Source organism: Streptomyces adelaidensis (assembly GCF_016598475.1).
GTDB classification, from domain to species: domain Bacteria; phylum Actinomycetota; class Actinomycetes; order Streptomycetales; family Streptomycetaceae; genus Streptomyces; species Streptomyces adelaidensis.
The window spans coordinates 46,616-53,184 of record NZ_JAEMUX010000061.1 but is presented as its reverse complement, the minus strand read 5'-3'; the positions used below and the strand labels follow the sequence as shown (position 1 = coordinate 53,184).

At 71.2% G+C, this 6,569-nt stretch carries 5 protein-coding genes; 4 read left to right on the top strand and 1 reads right to left on the bottom strand.

Annotated features, from left to right (window positions below):
• The first annotated feature begins 201 nt into the window (after positions 1–201).
• The gene (gene pgl / locus I8N67_RS29040) at positions 202–984 is read left to right on the top strand and encodes a 6-phosphogluconolactonase (RefSeq protein ID WP_200307181.1); all 783 of its coding nucleotides are present in this window, start codon (positions 202–204) and stop codon (positions 982–984) included.
• A gap of 166 nt (positions 985–1,150) precedes the next feature.
• Here the strand turns inward: pgl and I8N67_RS29035 are convergent, their stop codons facing one another.
• Positions 1,151–2,515: an MFS transporter gene (locus tag I8N67_RS29035; protein WP_200307180.1), complete on the bottom strand. Its 1,365-nt coding sequence runs from the start codon at positions 2,513–2,515 to the stop codon at positions 1,151–1,153.
• A 533-nt stretch (positions 2,516–3,048) separates the two neighbouring features.
• On the opposite strand from I8N67_RS29035, the gene I8N67_RS29030 reads away from it, so the two are divergent.
• Genes I8N67_RS29030 through I8N67_RS29020 form a run of 3 tightly spaced genes read left to right on the top strand, consistent with a single transcriptional unit; the run spans position 3,049 to position 6,557 of the window.
• Positions 3,049–3,906: a class I fructose-bisphosphate aldolase family protein gene (locus I8N67_RS29030; protein WP_200307179.1), complete on the top strand. Its 858-nt coding sequence runs from the start codon at positions 3,049–3,051 to the stop codon at positions 3,904–3,906.
• Positions 3,903–5,135, top strand: a complete 1,233-nt coding sequence (locus tag I8N67_RS29025; RefSeq protein WP_200307178.1) for a 3-dehydroquinate synthase II family protein — start codon at positions 3,903–3,905, stop codon at positions 5,133–5,135. The genes I8N67_RS29030 and I8N67_RS29025 overlap by 4 nt, the downstream gene beginning before the upstream one ends.
• Positions 5,136–5,141: 6 nt before the next feature.
• Positions 5,142–6,557 carry a class I adenylate-forming enzyme family protein gene (locus I8N67_RS29020; protein WP_200307177.1) on the top strand — a complete coding sequence of 472 codons (1,416 nt, stop codon included), beginning with the start codon at positions 5,142–5,144 and terminating at the stop codon, positions 6,555–6,557.
• The last annotated feature ends 12 nt before the right edge of the window (positions 6,558–6,569 follow it).

Genomic DNA, 6,569 nt, shown 5'->3' with positions numbered 1-6,569 from the left:
CGCTGGTTCCGCGGGTTCCGCGGGTTCCGCTGGTTCCGCTGGTTCTGCGGGTGCCTCGGGTTCTGCGGGTGCCTCGGGTTCTGCTCCGGCTGCCGCTCCGGCGTTGCCGCCGGCCGCTCCGTCCGCGGACTCGGCCGGTGACGGTGACTCCGATCGGCCGACTCCCGCGCAGATGCCGCCTGTGAAGAAGGCGGCCGCTCCGTGAGTACTCCGCAGTTGGTCGTGCACCGCGACAAGGAGCTGATGGCTCAGGCCGCGGCGGCTCGGCTGATCACCAAGGTCGTGGACGCGCAGGCCTCGCGCGGCTACGCCTCGGTGGTCCTGACCGGCGGCCGCAACGGCAACGGTCTGCTCGCCGCGCTGGCGGCCGCGCCCGCCCGGGACGCGATCGACTGGGGCCGGCTGGATCTGTGGTGGGGTGACGAGCGGTTCCTGCCCGAGGGCGACCCCGAGCGCAATGTGACCCAGGCCGGGGAGGCGCTCCTCGACTCGGTGCCGCTCGATCCGAAGCGGGTGCATGCCATGCCCGCGTCGGACGGGGTGTGGGGTGCCGATGTGGATACGGCCGCGGCGGCGTACGCGGAGGAGCTGCGGCGGGCGGCGGGACCGGAGAACCATGGGCCGGTGCCGACGTTCGATGTGCTGATGCTGGGGGTCGGGCCCGATACCCATGTGGCCTCGCTGTTCCCGGAGTTGCCCGCGGTGCGGGAGACCGAGCGGACGGTGGTGGGGGTGCGGGGTGCGCCCAAGCCGCCGCCGGTGCGGGTGACGCTGACGTTGCCGGCGATTCGGGCGGCGCGGGAGGTGTGGTTGCTCGCGGCCGGGGAGGACAAGGCGCGGGCGGCGGCCATCGCGCTCTCCGGTGCGGGTGAGATTCAGGCGCCGGCCGCCGGGGCGTACGGGAGGTCTCGGACCCTGTGGTTGCTGGACGCGGCGGCGGCTTCGCAGCTGCCGCGGTCGCTCTATCCGCCGGCTTCGGCTTGACGGGGTGGTTTTCCGCCCCCGCCGCCCCGACCCATTCCCGTCCCCTGGGGCTCCGCCCCGGACCCCGCTCCTCAAACGCCGGAGGGGCTGATTTTCAGCGGGGGTCTGGGGGCGCAGCCCCCAGGGACGGGATGGGACGGGTAGGGGCGGCGGGGGCGATCCTCTCTCAGGCCGCGAACTCGTCCTCGCGGGTCTCCGGCAGAGCCAACAGGCACAGCAGACTGACCAGGCACAGCCCACCCGTGTAGAAGCCGAGCACCAGCGGCGACGACCACTGGCTGTTGAGCCACGTGGCGACGAGCGGAGCGAAGCCGCCGCCCAGCGTGTTGGCGAGGATGAACGCCGCCGAAGCCCCCGTGTAGCGGAGCCGCGCCGGGAACAGCTCCGCGAGGAACGCCGCCACCGGGGAGAACATCAGGGCGAGCAACATGAGCCCGACGGTGTACGCCCCGGTGATGACGAAGGCGTTGCCCGAGCTGAGGGACGCGTACATGGGGACGGCCCAGACGACACAGCCGGCCGCACCCGTCAGCATGATCGGACGGCGCCCGAGCCGGTCGGCGAGCCGGGCGACGGGCAGGGTGATGGCGATCCCGGCCGCGGCCCCGACACTGGCCGCGGTGAGCATGGTGTTCTGCGGGATACCGAGCGACTTCGGCCCGTAGGAGAGGCTGTAGACGATCGTCAGGTAGTAGACGGCCGAGCCGCCGATCGCCGCACCGGTGCCGAGCAGCAGCCGCCGGGGATACCGGGCGATGAGCGTGCCGAGGGGGAAGCGGGACTCCGGCGCCGGCTCCGTTGTCGTCGAGCGGCGGGCCTCCGCCTTGAAGACCGGCGACTCCGACACCGTCGTACGCACCCACAGCCCGACCACGACGAGCACGGTGCTGAGCAGGAACGGCACCCGCCAGGCCCACTCCGTGAAGCCGTCGCGGCCCACGATGTTGAGGGTGGGCAGGATGACGGCGCTGGACAGCAGGAAGCCGAGCGAGGGGCCGATGTTCGGGACGGCGGCGTACAGCGCCCGGCGTCCCGGCGGGGCGTGCTCGGCGGCCAGCAGTACCGCGCCGCCCCACTCGCCGCCCATGCTGATGCCTTGCAGCAGCCGGAGGGTCACCAGGAGTACGGGGGCGAGGAGTCCGGCGGTCTCGTAGGTCGGCAGCAGGCCGACGCCGATCGTGGCGACGCCCATCAACAGGAGGGACGCGACCAGGGCGTTGCGGCGGCCCAGCCGGTCGCCGATCGTGCCGAAGAGCACGACGCCGAGGGGGCGGGAGAGGAAGGCCGCGGCGAAGGTGAGGAACGCGGCGAGCGAGGAGACGGTGGCGTTGCCCGAGGGGAAGAAGGCGGGGCCGAGGACGAGCGCGGAGGCCGTGCCGTACACGGCGAAGTCGTAGTACTCGATCGTGGTGCCGATGAGACTCGCGGCGGCGACCTTGGGCGCGTTGCTCGACCCGGCCGGCGACGAGGGTAAGGGGGCCGGTCTCGGGCCCACGGCCTCGGCGACGGTCTTGGACGGGGATTCGGGCATGGGGGGCTCATTTCCGGTACGCCCGGATACAAATGGTCCGGGCCCAGATGGGGACGGCCACGCATGTAACACGAACCGGAGTGCGGCTGTCACCCTAAGCCGGGAAATTCGATTTCCACAAGGAAGTCCTTCGACCGATAAACCGGTCGGGGTTCGGTGCGTGCGCGCACGAAAGAGTACATGGAAGAGCGCACGGAAAAATAAGGGCCGGTCGGCAAAATTCACCCAGAGCACCGCACACCCGCCACCTCACCACTTGCCGCATAACAACCCACGAACACCACCCTCCGGTGCCGTCAACCCAGGGTTCCTGTCAAACCGCTGTCAAATATTCATGTCGATTTCCGCATAAAAATTTGCCGATGATCACGCCTTGCCAACACCCGATCACGCACGGAATGCTGAGATCCGGCGGAAATTGAAAGTTCTACGACCATCGTTTTTCGGACATGGAGTCGGACATGGGGACCGCAACGGGATACCACTGTTCGACTTTCTGAAATGCGGCCTCAGAGCCGGAGAGGCGCTTTACCATGCTGAAAACTGGCAAGCCATTACGTTTGAGAAGACTTTCGCTGGCCGGCGATGACCGGCACTTGCTCATACCGCTCGACCACAGCGTTTCGGACGGCCCTGTCGCTCCGCCGGGACAATGGGAAGACCTGTTGAGAGCCCTGGTGGTCGGGGGCGCCGACGGGATCATCGTCCACAAAGGACGGGCCCGCGCCCTCGCCCCGGACATCCTCAAGGACTGCGCGCTGGTGGTGCATCTGAGCGCCAGTACGGCCTGCTCCGCCGATGTCGACGCCAAGGTGCTGGTGGGCGATGTCGAGGAGGCGGTGGCGCTCGGCGCGGACGCGGTCAGCGTCCATGTGAACATCGGCTCGGACACCGAGGGGCGCCAGCTCGCCGACCTGGGGGCGGTGGCCCGATCCTGTGACACCTGGGGCATGCCGCTGATCGCGATGGTCTACCCGCGCGGCCCTCGGATCGAGAACCCGCACGATCCGGACCTCCTCGCCCACATCGTGAACGTCGCCGCCGATCTGGGCGCCGACCTGGTGAAGACCTCCGTCGCCCTGCCGCTCAGCCGGATGGCCGAGGTGGTGGCCCACAGCCCCATCCCGGTCCTCGCGGCCGGCGGCCCACCGGACGGCTCCGACCTGATCGAGTACGGCACCGCCGTGATGGCGGCCGGCTGCCGGGGACTGGCCGTCGGCCGCCGGGTCTTCTCGGCCCCCTCCCCCGCCGCCCTGGTGTCCCGGCTGGCCGCCGTGGTGCACGACGGCACCGGCGGTACGGGCGGCCCCGGCGACACCGTCGGGATCTCCGATGACATGAGCATGACTTCCTCTACCCATTACTCGACGATCGTGGCAGGTGTCGCATGAGGTTCGCGTGGATCGATCTCCGTGAAGTCCCCCGTCCGCAGCTCCAGGCGGTGGTGGACGCGGCCGTCCACGCCCGGATGGCCGGGGTCATCTCCGCCGACGCCGAGCTGCTCGCGACGCTGCCGCCGACCGTGACCCGGGTGCTGGCTCCCGGCGGACCGGCCCCGGCGATCGCGAAGAAGGCCGGCGACAAGCCCGCCGACAAGAGCGAGAAGAGCGCCAGGGACGACAAGGGCGACAGGGACGCGAAGGCCGCTGCCGACGCCAAGTCGTCGGCCGGCGCCGGAATCGACCTCCTGCTGCGGAAGTTCGCCATCCAGGACGAGCTGGACGCCCTCGCCGCGGAGAACCGTGCCGTCACCGGTACGCCGGTCACCGGCCCGCCCGTCGCCGGCTTCGTCGACGTACGGGACGACCGCACCCTTCAGCTGTCGTGCGTGGGCGCGATGGCGCTGCCGTACACGGTCATCCACTTCGCCGACCCGACGAAGATCCCGCTGGAGATCGTGCTCGCCGCGGCCGAGTCGGCCGAGGGCAAGCTGGTGACCGTCGTCGGTGACCTGGAGGAGGCGGCCATCGTCTTCGACGTCCTCGAACGCGGCTCGGACGGCATCCTGTACGGGCCCCGCAGCGCCGACGAGGTGTTCGCGCTGGCCCGGCTGCTGGAGGCGACGACTCCGCAGCTGGAGCTGTCCACGCTGACCGTCGAGAGCATCCGGCACGTCGGGCTCGGCGACCGGGTCTGTGTGGACACCTGCTCGCACTTCGAGGAGGACGAGGGCATCCTCGTCGGCTCGTACTCCTCCGGGTTCGTGCTCTGCTGCAGCGAGACGCACCCGCTGCCGTACATGCCGACCAGGCCGTTCCGGGTCAACGCCGGTGCCCTGCACTCGTACACGCTGGGCCCCGAGAACCGCACCAGCTACCTCAGCGAGGTGGGCTCCGGCAGCGCCCTGCTGGCGGTCGGCGCCGACGGCCGCACCCGGCGGGTGGTGGTCGGCCGGGCCAAGCTGGAGTCGCGGCCGCTCCTCGAGATCCGCACCCACGCCGAGGACGGGCGGCTGGTCAGCCTCACCGTGCAGGACGACTGGCATGTACGGGTGCTCGGTCCGGGCGGCAAGGTCCTCAATGTCACCGAGTTGCGGACCGGCGACGAGCTGCTCGGCTATCTGGCCCAGGACAAGCGCCATGTGGGCCTGCCCATCGGCGAGTTCTGCAAGGAGGTCTGAGACCCCATGGGCCAACTCGTGGCGGCCGCGGGCGGCCAGGACGGGATGGGCGCCCTGATCCAGCGGCTGTTCGACGCGCGGGACGACGGCCTGCCGTATCTGACGCATCGGCAGGAGACCGTCACCCGCAGGGAGTTACGGGAGCGGGTGGCCAAGCAGGCCGCCGTGTTCGCCGGTTATGACATCGGGCCCGGCTCCACGGTGGGCCTGCAGACCCCGCCCAGCTTCACCCAGGTCGAGGTGCTGCTCGCGCTGTGGCGGCTGGGCGCGCAGGTGATGCTCTTCGACTTCCGGCTGAAACCCGCCGAGGTGGACGCGCTCGGCGCCACCTGCCGGCCGCAGTTCATGGTCCGGGCCGGCTCCAACGTCCGGGCGGCGTTCGGCTTCCGGCCCGAGTACGAGGTCGCCACCGAGTGCCGCAGGGCCGGGCGGCCGGCCACGGGCGCGCACCGGCTCGTGCAGTTCAGCTCGGGCTCCACCGGGCGCCCCAAGGTGATCGGCCGGACCGCCGGGTCGATCGCCGCCGAGATCGAGTCGTTCGCCTCGGTCCCCGGCATGCCGGTCGAGGACGACCGGCTGCTGCTGCTCAGCTCGACGGCCCACAGCTTCGGACTGCTCGGCGGGCTGCTGCACTCGCTGGCGGCCGGCGTCTCCGTCGTCTTCGCGCCCCGGGTCTCGGCCCGCGACATCCTGCGCACCTCGGTGGAGCACCGGATCAACGCGCTGTTCGGGGTGCCGACGCACTTCGAACTGCTCGCCGCCGCCCTCGATCCGCCGGGCCTGCCCGAACTGCGCACCGCCGTCTCCGGCGGTGAGCTGATGCCCCCCGAGGTCGCCGCGCGGTTCGCCGAACGGTACGGCGTCGCGGTCGGCGAGGCCTACGGCACCACGGAGACCGGCATCGTCGCCATCGACGTCGGCGGCACCCTGCGGCCGTCGGTCGGCCGCCCGGCGCCGGGGGTGGTGGTCCGGGCGTACAAGGGTGAACTGGACGTCGCGCTCGAAGAGTCGCCGTATCTCTTCGACTCGGGCGGCACCCAGTACACGGACGGCTGGCTGCACACCCGCGACCGGGCCGGTGTGGACGCGGGCGGGGCGGTCACCGTGCGCGGCCGGGCCGACTCCCTCGTCGTCATCGGCGGCCTCAAGGTCGACCTCACCGAGGTCGAGCACGTGCTGCGCGAGCACCCGGCCGTCGAGCAGGCGGTCCTGGTCCACGAGGCCGTGACCGAGGCGTACGTGTCGGTCACCGACGGGGCGGCGAGCCCGTCGGCGGAGGAGCTGCTGCGCTGGTGCCGGGAGCGGCTGGCCGACTACAAGCTGCCCCGCGTGATCCGGCTGCTGGAGTCCCTGCCCCGGACGTCCAACGGGAAGCTGGTCCGCCAGGCGGCGACCTTGCAGGCGGCGGCGAGCGGCACCTAGGCCACAGCCCGT